This window comes from Nitrosomonas marina, assembly GCF_900110145.1.
In the GTDB taxonomy this organism is placed as follows: Bacteria; Pseudomonadota; Gammaproteobacteria; order Burkholderiales; family Nitrosomonadaceae; genus Nitrosomonas; species Nitrosomonas marina.
Genome location: NZ_FOCP01000006.1, coordinates 123,194 through 145,057, shown reverse-complemented (window position 1 = coordinate 145,057; position 21,864 = coordinate 123,194). Strand labels below are relative to the sequence as shown.

Below are 21,864 nucleotides of genomic sequence, written 5' to 3'. Positions count from 1 at the left end.
TCAGCCTGGACTGGTGATATTGTGCTTCGCTTTTTACTGTGACACAATTTACTTACAAATTACGAAATCTGCTTCAATAATGCTGTACCATAATTTTCCATATTATGTTTTGAGGTACGTCTGATGGAATTCGACCCGGAAGGAAAGCGTCTGCCGATCAAGGTTGATACGGCAACCAATGCAGAGTATTGTCCGCGTCCGTTGACGGCAACCGAAATTGAAGCCAATTCTCATGCGCATCATTGTGTTGAACAGGCGGCCAAAGCGATAAAGAAAAGCCGGCGGGATTTTCTAAAAACACTGGCCGGTTCTGCCGCGACACTGCTGGCATTCAACCAGGCTTTTGCACGGGCAGGTCAGACTGGCGGTTATTTTTCCATCGAAAAAGAGGCGGCATTCGATGTGGCGGCAGCTGCGGACAGTATCGGCGGCGATGAATTCATTTTCGATGTTCAGAATCATTGTGTGGATCCATCCGGAAAATGGGCTCGAGGTAAATCCGGGGAGCGCTGGATGGCGGTGCTGAATCAGGTTTTTGGGCAGCGGCGAAAATGTGCGGCTGGAGAATTTGATTGTTATTCGGCCGAGCAAATGATCAAGGAAGTTTTTCTGGACAGTGACACGCACGTTTCGGTGGTATCAGCCCTCTGGGGCGGGCGGGACAGCAATCCAACGCCAATGGACTACGCAGAAAAAGCACGTCTGCTTGCAGCAGCGGGTGGTGCTGGCCACCGGATTCTGATTCAGGGTGGTGTGATGCCGAATGAGCCGGGTGGACTCGAGTTTATGGAAATACAAGCCAGGGAATTTGGCGTTGCGGCATGGAAAACCTACCCGCAATGGGGGCCGAACGGAACGGGTTATTTTATGGATGATGCGAAATACGGCATACCATTGATTGAGAAAGCACGAGATCTGGGCGTTAAAATCATCAGTGCGCACCGCGGGCTTCCGCTTGGCGGTATGGACTATCGATATTCAGATCCCGCCGATATAGCCCGGGCCGCGAAACTGTATCCCGATGTGAATTTTATCTGTTATCACTCGGGTTTTGAGGTGGGCATTGAAGAAGGCCCGTATAGACCGGATAATGCGCAGGGTGTAGATCGGCTGATCAAGGCGCATCAGGAAAACGGTTTTCGTCCTGACGCAGGCAATCTGTACGCCGAACTTGGGAGCGTGTGGCGTTATTGCATGAGCAAGCCTGACCAGGCAGCACATCTATTGGGTAAGCTGATCAAATACTTTGGTGCTGAACGTATCTGCTGGGGCACCGATGCGCTGTGGTATGGCAGCCCGCAGGACCAGATTCAGGCATTTCGCAGTTTTCAAATCAGCGATACTTTCCAGGATCAATATGCATATTCTGCGATTACGCCGCAAATGCGTAGGCAGATATTTGGCCTGAATGCCGCCAGAATTTACGGGTTTGATCTGCCGAAATTGCAAACAATGCTGCATAACGACAGCATTTCTCATCTCAAAACCCTTTATGGTGAATCGCCCAATCCAAGCTTCGAAACCTTAGGACCGAAAACGCGGGGCGCTTTCCTTGAGATAATCGAAGCGCAAAAAGGAAAACCCGGTTAACTGTCGAATCAAAGACGCCTGCTGAATCCGGACTTTATTACGGGTGGTTCTGATAATAAAAAACCCACCGAAGTGGGTTTTTTGGACAGATAAGTGACTGATTAACTTTTAGTGTTGCCAGAGCCTGCAAAAACTGGTTTGTATTCCTGTTCTTCGGCCATCTGTTTATGATAAGCAGCTTTCTCCATACTTTCTTCAGCGGCTTTCTCATATTCATGGATTTTATATTTCACGTGGTTTTTAATATCCTGGCCATGTTTACCAAAAAAACTGCTGCGTGATTTATGTTTGAGCGCATCAATCTGTTCATCAATTTTTGCCAGCATCTCATCTGCTTGCGCTTCATAGTACTGTACCAGTGCATCATGATCGACACGATCAGACTGCGCGTTTTGCTCTGCCGCAAATGCACTCATCGGTAACGCGAAAACAATAAATGCTGCAATCACACTTCTGGTGAAATTTTGTAATGTTTGGGTTTTCATGGCTATCGTTCCTTTAACTAACTTCTTCATGGTTGAAATAATAGTTAAATCAGGTCAATAAGTATATTGGGGTAGCCATTATATTAATCTAAGCGAAACCATTATTATTAAAAATGACTGAAATTCAATTCACTAAAGAGTGAACCCGAGGCTGGGCAAAGGAATGTTGTTTTGCTGAAGGATTGTTCTGGTTAAATAGATGACGCTTCAACTAGCGGCCTGTTTCTCCGAATTGTTGCATCGTGCTCAACCACTTTTTTCGCTGTGCTTCACTCCGGTTCTCTATTGATCCGATCAGGCTGGTTCTAATCGGTTTGATGCTGCAAAATGCGAGAATGTTACGTTCCAGTGTTTTGACGCCGTGAGCGAAAAAAAACCACCGGTAAATATATGCAGGCATACCCATGGTGACAACAATACGTGCCGATTTTCCAGCCAGGTGTTTTTTGGGCAGCCCTGCGGATTGAGTGTAATCAAACGCAAAGCTTGGTCGTAATGCCTGTTCAAAAAAAGCCTTGAGCAGTGCGGGCATGGTACCAAGCCATAAAGGGTAGATGATAACAAGATGATCAGCCCAACGGATTGCTTCCTGTGCCAGCCTGATCGATTCTACTGATGTGTCGTGCTCAAAATCGTCTTTTGATCGTAACAAGGGAAAATCCAATGAAGCCACATCAATCAGTCGTACTTCAAATGCGCTGTTGCGCGCCCCGTTGATATAAGAATCCGCCAGTGCATGGCAAAAATGATGGCTTTTTGAATCCGGGTGGCCCTGGATTACAGTTATTCGTCTGACCATAAGGTTATTTATGCAAGACTTATAATTGACAGGATTTGTGCTATGCTAGCATCTCCCTTAAGGAAGAGTTTATTCCGTAAACATCTGACTGTCATCAAGAATATTGCCAAAGTTTCCTTAATCCCGTTGCTGGCGTAATCGCTATTCGTTTTGGCATTTGAACATACGAACACGGCAACTGTCTGAAGTTTCTCACTATAAAGAACACTGATTATGAAGCCAGAAACAAAAATTGACGTGAAAACGCACACAAAACCGCAAGAGAAGTTTACTGTTGAGGAAGTGGGCTGGCGGTTTGACAACAGCTATGCAAGACTGCCGGAGCCGTTTTATGTCCGTATTTCGCCTGTTCCGGTACGTGCGCCGCGTGTAGCGATCCTAAATCATGCGCTGGCGGAGTCCCTCGGGTTGAATTTTCAAGTATTGTCCGAACAGGATGCCGCGCAATTATTTTCCGGGAATCTATTACCGCAGACTGCAGAACCGATTGCACAGGCTTATGCCGGTCACCAGTTTGGCAGTTTTACCATGCTCGGCGACGGGCGGGCGATATTGATGGGCGAGCACGTGACGCCGGCAGGTGACAGGGTGGATGTCCAGTTTAAAGGTTCCGGGCATACGCCATTTTCACGGCGAGGCGATGGCCGCGCGGCGCTGGGGCCGATGTTGCGTGAATATATCATCAGCGAGGCAATGCATTCACTGGGTATACCAAGTACACGCAGTCTGGCCGTCATGACCACGGGAGAGACAGTGTTACGGGAGTCGCCGCTGCCTGGCGCGGTTTTGACTCGCATCGCAGCGAGTCATATACGGGTAGGCACTTTCGAATATGCTGCAAGGCTCAAAGATGGGGCGCATGTCCAAACATTGGCTGATTATGCTATCCGGCGCCATTATCCTGATCTACTCGAAACCGCTAATCCATATCTGGCGCTGTTGCACCGAGTGATTGACCGTCAGGCATCGCTGGTGGCGCAGTGGTTGCTGGTCGGGTTTATTCACGGAGTGATGAATACGGATAATATGGCCATCAGTGGCGAAACAATTGATTATGGTCCGTGCGCCTTTATGGATGAATACGATCCGTACACTGTGTTCAGCTCGATCGATGATCATGGCCGCTACGGTTATCATAATCAGTCACGCGCGGCGCAATGGAATCTTGCACGATTTGCGGAAACATTGTTGCCACTGCTGGACTCGGCGCAGGACAAGGCGTTGACGCTGGCGGAAGAAGCGGTGAATGCTTTTCCTGATATTTTTCAGCAATACTGGTTAAACGGTATGCGAAAAAAGCTGGGGCTAATAAATGAGGAAGCGAGCGATGTCGAATTGATTGAAGCACTGCTGATGTGCATGCACCAGCATCATGCCGATTATACCAATACCTTCCGCTCACTGGCTGCCGAGCGGCTTCCTGACGATGCACTTTTTCAAGATTCTGCGTTTATTGCATGGCATGCACAGTGGCAGGCACGCCTGGCGCGCCAGTCTGAATCCAGGACAGTTGCTTTTAGCGTAATGCAAGCAAATAATCCCGCCTTGCTGCCCCGCAATCATCGTGTTGAGGCGGCGCTGACTGCGGCGTCAGATCATGGCGATTACAGCGAAATGCAATGTTTGCTGGCCGCTGTATCCGATCCTTATATCGATGCATCGGAGTATAACGAGTACCGGACGCCACCAACAGCTTCCGAACGTGTGCGGCAAACTTTCTGCGGTACATAACCTGAATGACGGATACTGCATAGCGGATGCGCTGTTGAAGTAACTGACAATTGCGGTTTCGTTCTGAATTGTTTGGCTATTTTGGTTGCAACTTTGGCTGCGCGATGCTCAGGCCCAGTTGCAACAGCTCATTCCATGCGTCGGCGCTGTTTTCAACGGCGACACCTTTATTGATACGGTCGATCTTTGCCGCATGAACCAGGCTTTGCCTAAGTCGTTCGGCTGGAATGCGTCTGGCTGCCGATAACAGCATGTTTTGCCGGTTACCCCAGATACGTGCCGACCTGAACAGCCGGTCAGGTGGTAGTCCCTGGTCCAGTCCTGTTCTCAGTACAATCAATTGACGGATCTGTCCGGCCACTGTGGCGAGAATGAGTGGCGGGGCCGTATCTTCGCCCTGTAAGCCAGACAGAATACGTGCATAGCGAACGGGATCGAAACTGGTCATGGCTTCTGTTAACTGATAGAGATCGTACCGGGCAACATTCAGGACGGCATTTTTAACCTGCTCAAAAGTCAGCTGGCCGGGTGGATAGAGCAGAGCCAGCTTTTGTATTTCCTGATGTGCAGCCAGCAGATTGCCTTCGACGTTGCCGGCGATGAACCCGAGCGTTTCTGTATCAACAGTGTGCTGTTGCTTACCGAGGCGCTGTTTGATCCAGGCCGGTAACTGTGCCTGCCCGATTGTTTGAATCGGAACTACGATACCGGCGTTTTCTGCTGCCTTGAACCATTGCGTGGATTGACTCTGCTTATCCAGTTTGGGCAGAGTAATCAGTGTCACTGTATCCTGCGGTAGCGATTGACAATAAGATTCGATTGCTTTTCCACCTTCCTTGCCGGGTTTGCCAGATGGTATACGCAGATCGATGAACTGACGGTCACCGAATAACGATGGGCTGCTGCTGGCAGTGAAAAGATCTGACCAGCGGAAGTGCTGGTCGACAGTAAACAGCACGTATTCACTGAAACCCCGCTGGCGCGAATGCTGCCGGATCAGGTCGGCAGTTTCAATAAGAAGCAGCATTTCATCGCCGGTAATTACATATAACGATGCAAGTTGCTGCGACAGTTGCCGGTCTAGCTGCCCCTGGTTTATACGCATTTCTTACATTTATTGAATCGATGCAGCTTCGGGTTTGAATCTGGATTTTTGCAAGGTCGACAATCGCCAGATTATCTGCTGCACCGCATCAGCCTGCATATCCTGATACAGCATTTGCTCTTCGGCTTCTTTGGCCAGAATCTGTGCATCCAGAAACGGCAGTATACGTAACAGTGTAATCGTGTTTTCCGGTACGATTTCGTTTCCCTTGCTGTCAATCAGCCGCGTGGTTATTCTGAAAATCAATTCAAATTCACGCACCCGTCCGCCACCTGACAGCGACAGAATTCTCCGCTCGTTGTTCGCGTTGAGTACCTGAAGCACGGCCTCGGCGTTATCAGCAGCGTCGACTATTTTTGTCGTTGTGGTGGCGTCTATGGCGCGCCTTAGGTCTGATCCGATGGTATGACCCGGTGGTGCGGCAATGTATAATGTTTCGAACGGCAGCGAAGAGATCTGTCCACGCAGTTTGAAGCCGCAAGCGGTCAGGATAAGCAGAACCGCGAGTCCGATCAGCCAGTGCCTGAGCGGTGGATTTGTAGTTTGAGCAGCATTCATGAGTGTTAAGTCTTGGGGCAAGGTAAAAATTAGTATCACGAAATTCTACCGCATTTGTGCCATATTGTACGAAAGTGCAGTATGCCGGACTGAACGATTTTAATAGTCTGGACACCTGAACGGCATACTGTTGATGTGTGCGACATAACTTGAATAAACTTCGACAGGCGAAAAATGATTGAGCGCAGAAACAATTCTGCTTGAGATTGTCAGGGTGCTTTAGCACTGATTGGGCCTGTATTGAATCGAGGAGGAATGATGATGAGTATGACGATGGTTGAGGATGCGCGTGTACGCGAGCGCCGCAGGGCCGTTCCTTTTTTTTGTTCGTACCATATGGGGTTCAGGCCCGGCAGACGGATGAACGAACGGCGATCAGGGTCGACGCGTTGGCAACCTGCTTACGTGGATTGTTACGCAAGCCATTTAATGCTATGTGTGATCGCGATTCTTTTATTGAGTATTGGCGACGCGATTTTTACGCTACAGATTCTCGCACTCGGCGGAGAGGAGCTGAATTGGTTTATGGCGGTTCTGATCGATGAAAGCGTCGGTAAATTCGTGGCTGTTAAAATGGCGCTGACTGCGCTGGCACTGGTTTTGCTGGTGATACATCACAATGTGAGAATTATTTATACAATGCGGGTGAGGCATGTAAAATATGCCATTCTGGCGGGCTACAGTGCTTTAATAGGCTACGAGTTGTGTTTGCTCAATCTGGCTGGAAAGCTGTAGTGTGCTGGTAGTGGTTAAAATAGACCGATTTGATTAAAACTGATTATATTCAAGGATAAATATGGCGGATAGTGAACAGAAAGTCATCATCGATGGTACTGAATATGCTTTGTCATCGTTGAGCCAGGAGGCCAAGACCCAAATTACAAATTTGAGAGTTGTTGAAAATGAAATAGCGCAATTAAAGGCAAAACTGGCAATTGCGAGTACGGCAAAGATTGCATATCAGCATGCGTTGAAGAACGCATTGCCAGTTGATACGCACTGATTATTCCGATAAAGGGTTCTCGGGTGTGAAATAAGCGGCGATTCGTTTCAGATCCTCGAGTACAAGCGTGCCTGCAGTGAAATTGAGTCGCAGGTACGCAAGCAGAAAATTATATTTGGCTTCTGCCAGGTCGATCTGGCTGTTAAAAAGCTGTTGCTGCGCATCCAGTAAATCCAGATTGATCCGAATTCCTCCCTGTATACTTTTCTCAGTGGCATGAACAAGCAGTTTTGCTGATTTAACCGCCAGTTCCAATGATTTGATGCGTTTGACGCTGCTTAAGACCAATTGATACTGTTTGCGCAATTCAACGAGCACACTATCGACGGCAGCATCCAGTTCGGCTTCCGCCCGTGCGAAATTGGCCTTGGCCTGGTCTGTGGTGGCCATGACACGTCCGCCCGCATATAACGGCAAGTTGACTTCAACGCCGATAGACGCTAATTCAACGTTCTGATTTGAAGTGACAAAGGACGCAGATTTGTTTCTGCTAAGACTTGCGACAAGGTCTACGCGTGGCGTGTGTCCGGCGTAACTTTTGCGAATTTCCTCTTTACTCGATTGAAGTGCATGCCGCTGGGTGACGAGCTCTGCATTACGATCCAGTGCCAGAGAGCGCCAATCATCAAAGTTGGGCAAATGAACCATTTCTGCTTGAAAAACATTCGACAGATGGTGCAATTGTGTTATTTCATGGCCAATGATGGATTCCAGTGTTAACTGCGCGACATCCATCTCGTCTTGTGCCTCGATCAGGCGTGCTTCTGCCAGTGCATGCCTGGATTGGGTTTCCAGTACATCGGTTGTCGTACCTTCCCCTTTGAGCAGCATGTGTTCGTTGACGCGTTTCAGTTCTGCGAGAGAATCGAGCTGCGCTTGCGCAAGCCGTACCTGATGTTGCGCAAGTAATGCTGAGAAATATGCTTCAGACAGCCTGATAACCAACTCCTGACTCTGTCCGTTAAAGCGAGCGCGACTGGTATTGGCCTGCGCTTTTCCCTGACGGTAGCTGGCGACGGCTTCCATGTTTAATATAGGCTGTCGTAACGATAATGCACTAACCTGGCTGTGAAAATTCAGAGGGGATTGCGGTTGCCCGGAAAACTGGCGCGTTCCCGTGTTCTCGCTGTCTGTATGGGTTATCGATAAATTCGGCAGCAGGCCAGCACGGCCGATTTTTTCGGCCTGTTGTCCGGCTTCGTTTTCATAGACGGCTGCACGAAAAAGAGGATCATTCTCCAGCGCCGCTTCATAGGCATCCAGCAGGCTCAGCGCCTGAACGGAGCTGACCATGACGGAAAGTATAAAAAACGACGAGACGATTTTGAAGTAAATGCGGATCGGGGTCATTTATTCTTCACTCATGGATGCATGGAGGCGATCAAGAATGGGCTTGAACAGGTAATTCATTAAAGAACGCTCGCCTGTTTTTACAAAAATATCCACCGGCATGCCTGCACGTACCTGATGATGTGCGAGCAGTTGCATGCCTTCCTGCGTGACACGAACTTTTAATTGATAATAGGGCTCGTCAGTACGTTCATCGGTCAGCCTGTCTGCCGATACCTGCAGTACTTCGCCAGGAATATTGGGAGTTTTGTTCTGGTTGAATGCTGAAAAAATCAGATCGACATGAAGCCCGGGATGTACTTTGTCGATCAGGTGAACAGGCACGCGGCCGGTTATCATGAGCGGATCGTCTCTTGGCACGATATCCATTAGACGAAATCCCGGTGAGATGACACCGCCCTCTGTGAATACATTGATGCCAACCACGGTTCCATCGACTGGTGCTTTGACCAGAACATTGGCCAGTTCAAACTCCTGTCCGATTAGCTGACTGCTGAGAGCATCCACTTCACGCTGGATATCAGCCAGTTGTTGACGCACTTCCTTTTGTTGCTCCTGGAAACGATGTATCCGGCGCTGTTTTAATTCGGCAATCTGACTTTGAATGCGTCCGATTTCACCGGTTTCTGCTGAAATTTCACCGTTTAGCTGAACATGAGTGCGTTCCAGATCGAGTACCCGGTTACGCGGCACAAAACCGTCTTTGGCCAGTCCGCGCAGGCTGTCGAGTTGTTCTTTTAAAAAGACCAGCTGTTGTTTTTTGCTCGCGAGGGAAGACTGCAGGCCCCGGAGTTGTATGGTCAGGCCCGCAATATTTTCGTCAAGTGCTGCAATTTCATGCTGCATGGCAAGCTGTCTGGATTTGAACAGCTGGTTCTGTGTCATCATGCTGTTTCTGACGCGAAGATTGTCCTGGGATTCCAGCAGGTCCGCCGGGTATTCAATGGTGTTTTTCTCATCGCGTTCGGCAATCAGGCGTGCTTCGACTGTGCGTGCCGTGATCAACTGAGCGCGTGTAATTTCCGCTTGTGCCTTGACTTGAACATCGTTCATGCGGACCAGGATCTGTCCGGCTTCGACATGGTCACCTTCCTTGACGAAGATCTGATCGATGATTCCGCCGGTGCGATGTTGTACTGCCTTGCGATTGGTGTCTACTGTTACCGTGCCACTCAATGGCACTCCTTTATCCAGAGGCGCAAAGAATGCCCACAGGACAAAACCGCCTACGCCGGCCAGTACAATCCACCAGCCGATCCGGGCATGAACGGTTTCATCAGTTTTGACCTGGTACGCCTGATTGTCCGGCCCAATACCGGTATCAATTGCATTATTTTCTGTCTGCAACTTCATATTTGTTCCTGTTGTATTCACGTCATTGCTTCATTACCAATTCCTGCAGATTGAGCTCAGTTGTCCTCATCCACGACGTTGACAGTTGTAATTGGTTTCTGCTGTATCTCTGAAGCCTGCGGTTGCTGTTTTTGCTGCGGCGGTGGTACTCCCTGTTGTCTCTGATGCTGTTTTTTCAACTCATCCAGCACAAGTTTGGTCGGTCCAAATAATTTCGCTGCGCCCTCGTGCAAGAGCAGCAATTTGTCGGTAACACTAATGATACTGGTACGATGAGTAATCAGAACAATAGTTTTGCCGCGCTTGCGTAAATCAATCAGCGCATTGAGTAATGCCTGCTCACCAACGTCGTCAAGATTGGAATTAGGCTCGTCCAGCACAATCAGGGCCGGATCGTCATACATGGCGCGCGCCAGACCCAGACGCTGCTTCTGGCCGCCGGAGAGTCCCGCGCCACCGTCGCCGAGTCTGGTGTCATAGCCTTCAGGCATGTTCAGGATCATTTGATGAACACCGGCGCGCTGAGCAGCCATAATCACTTTATTCGAGTCAACTTCACTAAAGCGGGCTATATTTTCCGATACAGAACCGCTGAACAGCTCGATGTCCTGTGGAAGATAACCGATATTGGGTCCCAGTTCCTCTTTGTTCCACAGGTAGACATCGGCACCGTCCAGGCGTACTTTGCCGGCCGCTGCCGGCCATACACCGACTAGAAGCCGTGCGAGTGTGGATTTTCCAGAACCGCTGGGACCGATAATTCCCAGCACTTCACCGGCCGCTATGGACAAGCTCAGATTTTTAATCACAGGCACGCGTGATCCTGGTGGTGAAGCTGTGACATTCTCTACAGTGATGGCGCCTGTGGGTTTGGGAAGCGACATACCTTGTTCGCGGGCGGGGTTGAGTTCCAGCAGTTTTGTCAGACGGTCGTATGCGCTACGTGTGCTGCCGAACTGTTTCCATACACTGATCAACAACTGGACCGGCGCAATCGCTCTACCCATTAATATCGACGCGGCGATCATCATGCCGGGTGAAATTTGATTTTCCAGTACGAGCAACGCACCCAGTCCCAGCATCAGTGACTGCAGTGCCACGGTGGTTGACTTGGATATTGCAGTGACAACGCCAGATTTTTCGCTGGCATCTGCCTGAAGATTAAGGAACCGGTTATGGAACTGATCCCAGCGCGACTGGAGATTGGGTAGCATGCCCATGGCCTCGATGACTTCGGCGTTACGCAGATTATTGGATGCCAGATTGGTAGATGCTACCGCCATGGTGTTGGCCTCATCCAGCGGTTTTCGGGAGATTTTTTCATTTACATAAGCCAGTATGATCAATACTGTGGTTCCGCACAGCGCAAAAATACCCAGCCAGGGGTGAAACATGAAGATGACAAAAATGTATATCGGGAACCAGGGTGCGTCGAAAAATGCAAATAAAGCGTTTCCGGTCATGAACTGACGGATACTCGTTAAATCTTTCAGAGCCTGTCCGGCATTGCCCCCTCCTTGTCTGAGGCTTTGTTCGAAAGCGGCCGTGTATACCCGTTTGTTTAATTTCATGTCGAGCTTGGCGCCGACACGGATCAGGACGAAACTGCGTACGTATTCGAGCGCCCCTAAAAAAATATAGGCCCCGATTACGATTAAAGTCAGCATCAGTAATGTCATTTCATTGCGGCTGGTCAGTACGCTGTCGTAAAGCTGCAGCATATAAATCGCCGGCATGAGCATCAGGGCATTTATCACGGCACTGAAGACACCGATAGTATTAAAGGCCTTCTTGAAGCTGGCCAGGACTTCCATGATTTCATTCTGGGGAACTTTAATTATTGGTTTCATTCATTTACGATTATGTGTATTCAATATACAAGCTGTATGCTGAATAAGCATGTGACTGCTTATTTTGGAATCAGTTTTGTTTCGATGGCATATCTTCTTCTGACAGGATAAACGGGCCGGGCCGGAATTGAAGATCCTGTTGTATCTTAATGCTGTCAAATACCAGATCCCGATTCATGCGATCCGCCATTGCCGGGGTCCAGTGCCGGTATTGCGGCAGCCAGTTCAGCACGGATATGGTTAATTGAAACAGCCAGCGGGGTATTTCGATGAAACGGGGTGTAATAGTCAGTGCTGAAAAAATTCGCCTGATCATTTCCCGGTATGTCAATGTTTCACCACCAGTCAGATTATATGTACGATTTTTGATATTTAAAGTATTAAGTGCAAGTATACATGCTGTCGATACATCCTTTACATGAATAGGCTGCCTTAGGCCAATTGCAGCGCCTAATAGTGGAAAGAAGCGATAGCGAAGAATAAACCGGGCTATGACGGAAATATTTTTGTCGCTGCCCATTCCGTATATCAACGTCGGCCGCAGAATAATCCATTCAATGTGCTGTTCATCAGCCCAGCGCCTGAATGCCTGCTCGGCATCGGCGAGCCGCTGAGCGATGGCCTGTTCGTATGCGCTGCTCGAATTTATTTTACTCAAACGGCTCGTTGAGGAGAGTACCACGATTCTTTGGGCTCCAAGCGCGCATAGCAATGAAAAATGCTCCGGCAATGTCCAGATCGGCGCTGCGCAGATCCACAAGGACGGGCCTTTTCTGGATTGATCGTGAAGTGTATGCGCAGCGTTCAATTGTTGCCAGTGTATTTGGCCTATCGCGCGTTCAGGCGGTACCGGTTTGCGGGTAAAAGCCGAAATCCGCCATTGATCAGAGACAAGCTGCTGCAGAATGCATGCGCCAACAAGGCCAGTGGCGCCAAGTAGGCCAACATGCTTATGATCCATGTTTGAGCCTAAGTAATTTTGTAAAATTGTAAAAAAGGTAGTACAGCACCGTCATTGAGAAACGCAGCCAGACGCCAGTGGCGACCAGGCCCATTAAAATGCCGGGATACTGCTGTCCAAAAAATTTTCTGTAAAAATAGACCATGCCTTTATGTTTGTGCCAGGCAACAAAAAAAGGTCGCGATCGACTGCATGTGCCCTGATAGTGAACGATCCTTGCATCCGGAACAAATATGATTTTCCAGCCACGTTGCCTGAATCGCATACACCAGTCCAGATCCTCGCAATGTAAAAAATAGCGTTCGTCCCATTTGCCAACTGACTGAATGGCATGGCGCCGCACCAGCATCGCCGCACCTGAGATGGCTTCCACTGCAACGGGGCTGTCAGGAAGCGGTTGCTTGTGCAAGTGAAAATCGGGGAACAATCCGGGCCAGCGCGTGCTTAGGTGATACAGGCCGGAGGCACGTACAAAAGCACGCCATGGCGTGGGTATTCTACGGCGTCCGCCGCCCTGTTCAGTTCCGTCCGGATTGACCAGATATCCACCGACCATGCCGATTTCCGGGTCGGATTGGAGCACCCGCAACATACGGATTAACGACCGTTGTTCAAGTTTGCAGTCTGGATTCAGAAACAGAACATAGGGTTCATCAGACGCGTCCAGGCCAATATTGCAACCAGCGGAAAACCCCAAATTGGCGTTGTTGCGTATTATATTGAGTCGCGGTTCATTGCGGAACCGGGTGGTCAGTGTCGATAGGCTTGAATCGGTTGATGCGTTGTCAACGATAATAATCGAGTCGACTGAATTGAGTATTATCGCAATACATTCCGCCAGCAGCGTGCCTGCGTTATAGTTGACAATGACAACCGATACCGGGAGTCTTCCTGAATTGTCATGATTGGCTGGATTGGTATGCTGTGCGGTCACTTGCAAAAAAGGTTATACGTTGCGGCAGTGAAAATAGTACGGTGAATTGATCGTAGCAGTATTCTTACGCATTTACCGCCTGATCGACAGTTTCTCGGGGAAGCTGGTGGTCCGCTAGAATTTCATTGAGCTGACGTTCAGCGACGGAAAATGAGAAGTGTTTTTCTATATTGGCTTTACCGGAATTGGATAGATTCGTCCACAGCAGCTCATCATCGTATGCCCGGATAATTTGTCTGGCAAATTCTTCAGGCTTGTCAGCGATCAGAATATCGTTGTCGTGCTCGAGTTTCATACCTTCTGCGGCCACACTTGTAGCAACAACCGGTACCCCGTAGGTCATACTGGTATTAATCTTGCCTTTAACGCCGGCGCCGTATCGAAGTGGTGCGATAGACAGCCGGACGCGATCAAAAACAGGTTTGATATCGGGTACAAAGCCTTTTATTATGATATGAGAGGATGCGTAGGATGCAATTTTATCGGGTAGATGAGAACCGACGATTAGCAGTCTGATGTCAGGTTTTAATGTGTGAAGCACCGGAAAAACCTCGTTTATAAAAAACTCCATTGCATCTACGTTTGGCAGGTGCTCGAAGCCACCGATAAACAGAATGTCTTTTCTTTCCTGATAACCGATAGCCGTGTCCTGATTCTGATGAATATTCGATAATAGCGCTACCGGAACGTCAGGCGCAACCTGCTTGAATAATTCGATTTCCACCGGACTGACCAGTAATGTCCTGTCCGCTTTGCGCGCCGTTGTCAGCTCCTGTTGCTTACGCATTCTGGCCGTGGCCAGCAGCAGCTTGTCCTGATTGAGTTCAGCTTGCCGCTGTTCACGTAAAAAATGAAGATCCACAGTATCAAACAATATCATCGCATTCATGCAGTATGTTCGAGCAGCGTCGATATGTTTTTCCGCGATATTGACCCGGCTGAGTAAAACCACATCGTAAAGATGACCATGGGATTTGAGGTGGTCGGATACAGACTCAAGGTAAGGCCGATAAAAGCACTCAACGCCGTTCATTTGCATCTGCCGGGTATAGATATCGTGATAAGTGAGTTCGTTTGCGGCAATAAAACTCACCTTGTATCCTAAATTCTGGAAAATTCCCAGCAGATTGAACATGCGTAATGAACCGGAATCGTTATCAGGCTTGAGAACAAGTGCGTCGATAATGAGTACCCGCTTTTTAACGCTGCGCTCTTTTTCGAACTGTGGGTTGTCACCGTTCGAGCGGTGAAATTTGAGCGTATCCTTCCAACGGTTAAAGAATTTTTTGTGATTAACCACCTGATATTGCTTGGTTCCCTTTGAAACATCGGTGCCGGAAGAAACGCCTTCAAAATGAACAACCAGTGCGCCGGGCTGATAGTAGACTTTTTTTCCGGCTTTTCTGACGCGAAACGCAAGATCGGTGTCCTCGTAGTAAGCAGGCGCATAATATTCGTCAAAAGGGCCGAGATCAATCAGGTCCTGTCGCCGTATCATCAGGCATGCTCCTGAGCAGTAGTCGACCGCTCTGCAATAGGAATATTCGGGTTTGTCGGGATTGTCGTAGCGTCCATAGTTCCAGGCGGAGGCATCCTGCCAGACAACGCCGCCTGCTTCCTGTAGCCTGCCATCGGGATAAATGAGCTTGGCGCCGGCCATTCCAGCGTCCGGAAAGCGTCTGAATGTATGTGTTAATGCGTCCAGCCAGCCTTTCGTTACGATCGTGTCATTATTTAACAGCACGATATACCGGCCTTTTGCCGCTTGAATACCTGTATTGCTTGAGCGAATAAAACCCTTGTTGTCGGCATTGCGGATCACTGTAATTCCGGTGATATTGTTGAGCATCTGGGATGTGTCATCGCTGGAGGCGTCATCTACAACGATAACCTCATATAAATTGCCGCCGCTGTTTTCATGGATTGATTCAAGGCAGGTAAACGTGTACAGGGACTTGTTGTAAACCGGGATAATAATGGATATCTCCGGATCGGAGTTTTCCTGAAAACAAAGGTGATGATGCTGGCGTGCAACGGAATAACGAATTTCCGGTATGTGTTTTGTTTGCGATGGCGAAAACAGTTTTTTGGCTATACGCCTGAGCAGCGCATTTAGACCTTGTGTTTTCAGAATACTGAGTGCGACCGGAAAATACTTGAGTAAATGTATCACTGGACGTTTCTATTGTATGGGTTAAGACGTACAAAAACTGTTCGACTGTCTGGAACTGCGGTTAGTCAGCGGATCATTATAATTGAAATGCACTGAATTCTTGTACATTTATACTGAGAAATAAATGATTTGTGGTTATTTTATCATGTCTTTTGTGATGATTGATTATCAACGCACAAGGCCGTGGCCATAGTAAAAATCGTCCAGTACAATTGAACGCAGCAGACCAAGTTCGGATTCGGAAGGGTTCTCGATGAACTGTAAAAACAGCGCTTCCGCCAGGGGCGCAGGAACTGCAAAATCGTTCACTAAATTGTTTCGGATTTTAATCGATTGTTGAATAAACTCGAGTATGCCGCGCCGGATTTCGGCGCGAGTCGTTGCAGATTGCCGCTCTTCTTCCGATAGCAGGCGAAACTCGGGGACAGTTTCACCGGATTCCGATGTCCGGTAACGGACAACCTGCGCATCATCCGCACTAAAAACTTTTTCCAGGGTAAAACTTTTTCTGTAGAGGACCGGTTCGGTCGTGCTTGGTTTGGTGAAATGATAATAATAACCCTGCGTGATGACCTGATGTGTCGCGGCAACCTTTTCGGCTGTGTCTAGTGTGATCAGGTAATAACCGTGAACTTTTTGTTGTAACAGCCGGTTTAAGTATCCCTGAGTTGTTGCTGCATAACCAACGTCGACAATGGCGTTCTGATTGTCCGCATTCAGGCCCGTGTTCTGCAGATAAGCCAGTAGTGCAGGCCGTTCCTGCATGGCCTGCTCAAGGATGCGTTTCTCGAGGGCCTGCAACAGCGGTTTCAAATGATCGATATTTTCATTTTCCACGAAAACCTTTTTTTTATTTGGCCATAGTCTGCGCTTTGCGAGTGTTTCGCATTCTTCATCTGACAGAACGATGCCATACCGCTCAAAAATGAAATCCGGCATGCGATTGGGTGCATAGTCTGTGCAGGCAATTTTATAAATGTCCTCTAGGTTAGTAATCATCGGCACGGTAATGGCCCGGCGCGAGAGCACGAGATATTCAGATGGGACCGCATGTCCGTCATCGGATGTCCACAAATCATAAGCTATTTTGAGTATCTGGCCTTCACGTGCGACAAAATACAGGCGTTGCATTGCGTCGTCCGCGGCTTTTTTGGCCAGCCACTGCACAAAGGACAGTATCAGCGGACCGGCGATTGTGAATCCGATCGACCAGGGTGTCGCAGGGACGAACTCGGCCGGGTCGAAATCTGGATAAAACAAAGGCTGAAAATTTGCCTGAACGATTGTTCCCAGAGTTAACTGCGTATTCAGATCGTCCCGGGAGTCCAGATTGCAGGCGTTTTCAATAAACGGTTCAAAGCGTGGCGTCGCGCGTGCGAGTTCGACAGGTCGCATCACATGCGTAACTCTGAATTTAAAGTCACCGGGTTTTTGCACATCGGATTGCTCGTTGTCGCCAATGATCAGGATCTCGTGTGGAGACACATTCTCGTCCGCCAGCAGCCGCTGGTAAAAACCGCCTGTATCCTTTCGTAATCCACTCTCGGACGACAGGTAAAAAGCGTGCCATCCACTGATGCCGCATTGTGCCAGCAGGCTTTCGATAATCGGTTTGGGCAAATACATGTCGCTGGCAAGAATCACGCGCTTGCCGATGTTTTTGGCAAGCTGAAACAAGGCAATTGCTTCCGGGCGTGGTGATACCACAGAGGACTCGATAGTTTCTTCAAGTGTGCGTAGTTGCCCAACTACATCCGCAGAAAGGCCCGTCAAAACCGACATTTCCCTGTAAATGGCATCCAGGCCAACATCGCGTTCCGCACCCTGACGCGCCTGGTTTTCAGCCATGGCGCGAAACTCAAGATAACGTTCAGCCACATCACCTGACGCATTTTGAGCAATAATTTTTTTGATGTCTTCCGGATTTAATAACGGACGTGTCACTAAAGTATCAAAGATATCGAAAACCACCACGCGTACATCGGGATGCCGCAGTGTGGTTTCGATGATTTCCTGTTGATACAACATGTAACGGTCAATGCGCCAGCGCGACCAGCTCTGTGATTGCTTGTCCTGCAGAATGATGGTGCTAAATCCGGATTGCCGGGTTGTCAGGGCAAAAACGCGCTCGATGCTGTGTGCAAGCGTGGCATCGTTCTGGCCGGCTTCTTCTGGAAAATCCTCAATGTTGAAGCCTGCATTGAATAAGGGTTGAATTGCTTTGGACTGTGCCCAGAACATAGAGCCTGCCGGGAAATCGAAATAGCCGGAAGGAATTGGCGCGATGCCGAGTTTCCGGCATAACCGGTATCCAATGGTTTTGTTGGAGAGCCAGGTATTTGCCCAATGCGGCAGGGCAGTGAAATTCTGCGGATAGATCAGACCGGCGTTTTGATCTCCTGTCAACAATGAAAAAATCTTCCGAATCTGTAGTGGACTACCCAGTAGATGATTGAGCAGGTATTCGCGCCAGCCATCGGCTTTGCCGTCGCTATACAGTGATTTTTTGCTGTGAATATGGGCAATATAGTCATATTGCTGCAGTCTTTGGCCAAATGTACAGAAAAAAGGCGCGATATCGCGTCCGCGATTTGGTACTACGGTGATAACCAGTTGTTTGAGTTGTGGCAAACGTAAAAAAGCCTGCTGGCATGTGTCCCTGTCTGTTTCATTGGCAGTCGAAACGAACAGATCATAGGGGTAAGGCATATTTTTCAAGAGCATGGCAAATTCATTGGCCAGGTCTGCATAAAATATATGCGCGTGGATCGCAATACGTCCGGAAGGTAATTCCGCCAGCGGTTCAATTTCAGATATGTCAGTCAAGCCGGTCAGCGCTGTATTTTCATGAATCGGCATCGGGTTTTTGGCATATTGCTGCTCGATGCACCATAGCTCATAGTGCTCGGTGCCGGCAAACAGGGGACCTGCAAAACGGTAAACGATTGTCACAACGCGCTGCCGCAATCGAGCAGGCAGGATTCTGTATATTTTTTTTGCGAACGGCAGCATTCTGTTGCGCAAACCATTCCACGCTTCGCGGTATTGACCGTGAACGATACGCGATATAAATCTCAAAGGTGCCGTGATTTTCCAGGAAGTAGATTGTGTGAAGCTGGCAATAACACCGGTCAAGTGTTTATTATGCGATTGCAGTGAATGAATCGAGTTTTGCAGTAATTGAATGAACTGAGTATTGGATTGTTTTTCATTCTCCAAATGGTCGACACGAGTCTGTAACGTGTGAACCCGGGTTGTGCTGGCAGCGAGCTGCGTCGTCAACGATTCGGTTTTGTCTTCCCAGTAAAGAACCATATCCTCCAGTTGTTCTCCGGAAAACCGGGATTTCCATTTTTCATAGACCCTGCTGCGTGTTTTTCGCAGAAAAATCTTATCCAGGCCGCGCCCCAGGCCCGAATCGCCGTAATTACGATAAACGGCGCTGATTTTGTCGATATGCACGATTTCACAACAGAGTGAGATCTGAATCCAGAAGTCCCAGTCTTCAAAAACATCCAGGCTTTCATCAAACATGCAATGATCGGAATCAACAAGTGACTTGTCAAACAACACGGCATGAATCGGCAAAAAATTTCTGCTTAAAAGCCTGTGATGATTGTAGGGTTCATTGAATTCGGTAACCTGATCAAGCACAGCGCCGGTATAGTGTTCGACACGCACTCCAGCGTATGCGCACCGGGCATTCCGCCGGTTTTGTAATGCGATAACCAGATTGTTGACGTGTTCAGGATAGAAAAAGTCATCATCGTCCAGAAATATCAGGTATTTTCCCTTTGCTGTTTGCAGCCCCAGGTTGGCGGCCCGGCTGCGGTGAAGTGGTTCGTCATTGATTGTCATCCGTAATGGAAAACGCCCGCACCATGGATCCAGTTTTTTGTGGTCGGTCCCTTTGGCGTTGACAATGACAACCTCGATATTGGGGTAAGTTTGCAGTGCAACCGAATCCAGTGTATCTGCCAGCGTGGACCGGTCCATGCTGCGTACGATCACGCTGACAAGCGGCAGGTCTTCAGTATCAATGGCCAGCCCCGATTTTTGTTGCCGGGTATGTTCGGATTGGAACAGGTCGAGCGGGTCACTGGCCAGCTCTGCAGTGCCGGTCAGAATGTAGGCTTCCGCTGCCGTTACTTCGGCCGCCAACGTGTAGGTCCGGTAACGGTTAAGTGCAGCAATATCCAGGTCGTAGCGCTGTTTGGCCAGTTGTGATGCGAAACAGCGCATGGCTTCCATTTTGCGGTCAGCCAGATCGCTGATATCAAGTAACAGGTTGGGTCGCACCGGCTGACCGATTTCGTACATGGCCAGGTGTGCCGGGTGGTCGGATCGACGTACCGCTTCAATCGCAGCCATACTCAGTGCGCGATGATCCGGATGGATTTCATAAACAGACGGTGCGTATATCAGCTCAGCATCAGCCTGCTGGATGGCAGCAAGAATATCGGTGACCAGTTTTTCACCATAACAGAGTTCGCGGTCCTGATAATGCCAGAAAACGGGGCTGCCATAGCCCAGAATGGCTGCTGCAGCCAGGCTTTCCTGCTGACGCTGATGAATATAGCTGGATTTGTCGGCATCATCGACGCCGTGGGCACCATTCGTGACGATAATGACCTGTATGGAGTCATGCCGTTCGATATGTCGCAAAATGGCGCCGCCGCAGCCAAACACTTCGTCATCGGGGTGAGGTGCCAAAACCAAAATGCGATTACCGGAAATATTTCTGACGGCCTGGAAGGGAATAAGTAAATTTTCCAATGAACTAGTTGAGAAGATACGGTGGTTTGTTATTTTTAGTGCGTGTCTGGCGAATGGCCCTGCCACTGCCAATAATATACCAAATCCGGCCTGGGATTGGGTGCGGATAAACGTGCATAGTAGGTTTTATCGCGCAGCCTTTTGAATAATGCCGTGCTGACTTCCGCCGCAGGGCCGTTGCCAAACAAACCGATAGCCGGTATGAACTGCGGCCTTGTTCCCAGTTCCAGAAGCCAGGCGTTACATAATTCCGTCGGAACGGGAAAACTCAGTTTCTCATCGTGGCATGAAAGCGGTTCAATGTCAGGTACTGCTGCAGGGGGCAATCGCTGATTGAGCCAGTTGGCGATCTGGAAACCTGTTGTATGGGCAAGATTCTTGTCCAGATAAGCAGGCCATCCCCGTGCGATCAGTTCATCTTTTGTGCTGGTATGTTCGTAATAGTGCAGGCAGCCCGCTGTTGGTTCCATATACAGGCGATAGCCTGTTTTTTTCAATCGATGCATCAGATCGCTGTCCTCCCAGTACATAAAAAAACGCTCGTCAAACAGGCCGCCGCATTGTTCGATCGCATCCCGGCGAAGCAGTACATGACCGCCGGATAATGCTTCCACGGTTATCGGTGCAGTGCAGGTCCAGGACTGCAGCGCTTTTTTGCGGAAATCGAGTGATGGATAGCTGGCCAGATATGGATGCAGTCTGGACACGGCTTCTTTATAAAAACCTGTGATGGATGGGAATGTGCTGGGAGGCATAAAAAAGCGGCAATCGTCGTCCCAATAAACACGTGGGCCGACAGCGCCTGCGTCCGAATGTTTTGTAAGGCAATCCGAGAGTCGTGATAAAGCGTCTGGCAACAGCCGTGCATCCGGGTTCAGCAGCAGTATGAATTTGCCGCTGGAACGGCTATAGGCCTGATTGCAGGCCTGGGCAAAACCGGTGTTGTGCTGGTTGATGACATAAGTGACTTCGTCAGGCAGATGTGAGCGCATGAAAACATGCTCAGATTCACTCGTGCTGTTGTCAATCACGATTATCTCGGGTTTTTCGATATTCACCTGATCGATGACGGAAGCAACAGCTTTAGTCGCGAGACGTGAAGCGTGGTAGTTGACGAGAATGACCGAAATCATAGTTAAGCCCGGGCAGTAAGTGGTTGAACAGTAGCAGCCTTAAATAACTGACAATCGCAATCA

The 21,864-nt window shown here is 49.0% G+C and carries 16 protein-coding genes; 4 read left to right on the top strand and 12 right to left on the bottom strand.

What is annotated here, in order from left to right:
- Positions 1-123: 123 nt before the first annotated feature.
- Positions 124-1,590: an amidohydrolase family protein gene (locus BMX44_RS06130; RefSeq protein WP_090629585.1), complete on the top strand. Its 1,467-nt coding sequence runs from the start codon at positions 124-126 to the stop codon at positions 1,588-1,590.
- Positions 1,591-1,691: 101 nt separating this feature from the next.
- Here BMX44_RS06130 and BMX44_RS06125 read toward each other — a convergent pair whose 3' ends face one another.
- Complete coding sequence (locus tag BMX44_RS06125) at positions 1,692-2,075, bottom strand: hypothetical protein (protein ID WP_090629581.1); 384 nt, start codon at positions 2,073-2,075, stop codon at positions 1,692-1,694.
- A gap of 211 nt (positions 2,076-2,286) precedes the next feature.
- Positions 2,287-2,874: an NAD(P)H-dependent oxidoreductase gene (locus tag BMX44_RS06120; protein WP_090629574.1), complete on the bottom strand. Its 588-nt coding sequence runs from the start codon at positions 2,872-2,874 to the stop codon at positions 2,287-2,289.
- A gap of 213 nt (positions 2,875-3,087) precedes the next feature.
- On the opposite strand from BMX44_RS06120, the gene BMX44_RS06115 reads away from it, so the two are divergent.
- Positions 3,088-4,605 (top strand): protein adenylyltransferase SelO, encoded by a 1,518-nt coding sequence (locus tag BMX44_RS06115; protein ID WP_090629571.1) that lies wholly within the window; start codon positions 3,088-3,090, stop codon positions 4,603-4,605.
- A gap of 76 nt (positions 4,606-4,681) precedes the next feature.
- Here BMX44_RS06115 and holA read toward each other — a convergent pair whose 3' ends face one another.
- Positions 4,682-5,710, bottom strand: a complete 1,029-nt coding sequence (holA, locus tag BMX44_RS06110) for a DNA polymerase III subunit delta (protein ID WP_090629566.1) — start codon at positions 5,708-5,710, stop codon at positions 4,682-4,684.
- Between the two features lie 9 nt (positions 5,711-5,719).
- Positions 5,720-6,268: an LPS-assembly lipoprotein LptE gene (locus BMX44_RS06105; protein WP_090629562.1), complete on the bottom strand. Its 549-nt coding sequence runs from the start codon at positions 6,266-6,268 to the stop codon at positions 5,720-5,722.
- A gap of 261 nt (positions 6,269-6,529) precedes the next feature.
- Here BMX44_RS06105 and BMX44_RS06100 point away from each other — a divergent pair, with 261 nt between their 5' ends.
- Both BMX44_RS06100 and BMX44_RS06095 read left to right on the top strand, forming a co-directional pair.
- On the top strand, positions 6,530-7,003 hold the full coding sequence (locus BMX44_RS06100; protein ID WP_245738848.1) for a DUF5658 family protein: 474 nt from the start codon (positions 6,530-6,532) through the stop codon (positions 7,001-7,003).
- A 61-nt stretch (positions 7,004-7,064) separates the two neighbouring features.
- Complete coding sequence (locus BMX44_RS06095; RefSeq protein WP_090629555.1) at positions 7,065-7,271, top strand: DUF6447 family protein; 207 nt, start codon at positions 7,065-7,067, stop codon at positions 7,269-7,271.
- Here the strand turns inward: BMX44_RS06095 and BMX44_RS06090 are convergent, their stop codons facing one another.
- The 8 genes from BMX44_RS06090 to BMX44_RS06055 all read right to left on the bottom strand — a co-directional run bounded on the left by BMX44_RS06090 (position 7,272) and on the right by BMX44_RS06055 (position 21,801).
- Positions 7,272-8,564, bottom strand: a complete 1,293-nt coding sequence (locus BMX44_RS06090; protein WP_090629740.1) for a TolC family outer membrane protein — start codon at positions 8,562-8,564, stop codon at positions 7,272-7,274. It abuts the gene before it with no gap.
- Positions 8,565-8,621: 57 nt separating this feature from the next.
- The gene (locus tag BMX44_RS06085; RefSeq protein ID WP_090629552.1) at positions 8,622-9,974 is read right to left on the bottom strand and encodes an HlyD family type I secretion periplasmic adaptor subunit; all 1,353 of its coding nucleotides are present in this window, start codon (positions 9,972-9,974) and stop codon (positions 8,622-8,624) included.
- Between the two features lie 56 nt (positions 9,975-10,030).
- A complete protein-coding gene (locus BMX44_RS06080) occupies positions 10,031-11,824 on the bottom strand; it encodes a type I secretion system permease/ATPase (RefSeq protein WP_090629548.1) in 1,794 nt (597 codons plus the stop codon).
- 70 nt (positions 11,825-11,894) lie between these two features.
- A complete protein-coding gene (locus BMX44_RS06075) occupies positions 11,895-12,785 on the bottom strand; it encodes an NAD-dependent epimerase/dehydratase family protein (RefSeq protein WP_090629544.1) in 891 nt (296 codons plus the stop codon).
- Positions 12,775-13,719, bottom strand: a complete 945-nt coding sequence (locus BMX44_RS06070) for a glycosyltransferase family 2 protein (protein ID WP_090629540.1) — start codon at positions 13,717-13,719, stop codon at positions 12,775-12,777. Before BMX44_RS06070 ends, BMX44_RS06075 begins: the two co-directional genes overlap by 11 nt.
- 64 nt (positions 13,720-13,783) lie before the next feature.
- Complete coding sequence (locus BMX44_RS06065; RefSeq protein WP_090629537.1) at positions 13,784-15,892, bottom strand: glycosyltransferase; 2,109 nt, start codon at positions 15,890-15,892, stop codon at positions 13,784-13,786.
- Positions 15,893-16,060: 168 nt separating this feature from the next.
- Entirely contained in the window at positions 16,061-20,668 is a 4,608-nt protein-coding gene (locus BMX44_RS06060; protein WP_143056895.1) for a rhamnan synthesis F family protein, read from the bottom strand.
- A gap of 35 nt (positions 20,669-20,703) precedes the next feature.
- Positions 20,704-21,801 (bottom strand): glycosyltransferase family 2 protein, encoded by a 1,098-nt coding sequence (locus BMX44_RS06055; protein WP_090629528.1) that lies wholly within the window; start codon positions 21,799-21,801, stop codon positions 20,704-20,706.
- Positions 21,802-21,864 lie beyond the last annotated feature (63 nt).